We start from the raw sequence: 1,026 nt of genomic DNA, 5'->3' as shown, positions 1-1,026 counted from the left end.
GGCCCGCGCGCCCGGCCCGGGTCAGCCGCGGGTCAGGCCGGCGACGAGTTCGTCGGCGGCGCCGTACGGGTCCAGGGCGCCCTCGGCGACGCGTTCGGCGAGGACGGCCAGGTGCCGGTCCCCGCGCAGGTCGCCGATCCGGGCGCGCAGCTCGGCCAGCGCGATCGCCTCGATCTCCTCGGCGGCCCGGCGGCGGCGCCGCGCGGCGAGCTCGCCGTGCTCCTCCAGCCAGGCGCGGTGCTTCTCCAGCGCCTCGACCACCTCATCCACGCCCTCGCCGCGGGCCGCGACGGTCTTGACGATCGGCGGGCGCCAGTCCCCCGCCTCCCGCGCCTCGCCGAGGCCCAGCATGTGGTTGAGCTCCCGCGCGGTGGCGTCGGCGCCGTCCCGGTCGGCCTTGTTGACCACGAAGACGTCGCCGATCTCCAGGATCCCGGCCTTGGCGGCCTGGATGCCGTCGCCCATCCCGGGGGCCAGCAGCACCACGGTGGTGTCGGCCTGGGCGGCGACCTCGACCTCGGACTGGCCCACCCCGACGGTCTCCACCAGGATCACCTCGCAGCCGGCCGCGTCCAGCACCCGCAGCGCCTGCGGCGCCGTCCAGGAGAGCCCGCCGAGGTGGCCGCGGGTGGCCATCGAGCGGATGAACACCTCGGGGTCGGTCGCGTGGTCCTGCATCCGGACCCGGTCGCCCAGCAGCGCGCCGCCGGAGAACGGCGAGGACGGGTCGACGGCCAGCACCCCGACCCGCTTGCCGAGCCGCCGGTAGGCGGAGACCAGCGCCGAGGTGGAGGTCGACTTGCCGACCCCGGGCGAGCCGGTCAGGCCCACCGTGTACGCCCGCCCGGTGTACGGCGCGAGCGCGGCCATCGCCTCCCGCAGCTGCGGCGCGGCGTTCTCGACCAGCGTGATCAGCCGGGCGACCGCCCGCGGCCGGCCCGCCCGGGCCTGCTCGACCAGCGTGGCGACATCGATCATCAGGAGCTCCTTGCGCGGATGCCGAAGGGGCTGCGGACCGCCACCGGC

Annotated in this window: 1 protein-coding gene; it reads right to left on the bottom strand. The window is 76.9% G+C overall.

From position 1 onward, the window contains the following. Window positions 1-21: 21 nt before the first annotated feature. The gene (meaB, locus tag ACFU7Z_RS39595) at window positions 22-978 is read right to left on the bottom strand and encodes a methylmalonyl Co-A mutase-associated GTPase MeaB (protein WP_074001458.1); all 957 of its coding nucleotides are present in this window, start codon (window positions 976-978) and stop codon (window positions 22-24) included. Window positions 979-1,026: the final 48 nt, after the last annotated feature.

Source organism: Kitasatospora sp. NPDC057518 (genome assembly GCF_042802075.1).
In the GTDB taxonomy this organism is placed as follows: Bacteria; Actinomycetota; Actinomycetes; order Streptomycetales; family Streptomycetaceae; genus Kitasatospora.
Note: the sequence above shows the minus strand (reverse complement) of the source record. Positions and strands in the feature narration are given on the sequence as shown.

Excerpts from the sequence above, each read along its gene's own strand:
- meaB (WP_074001458.1), bottom strand. The coding sequence starts at position 978 with ATGATCGATGTCGCCACGCTGGTCGAGCAGGCCCGGGCGGGCCGGCCG.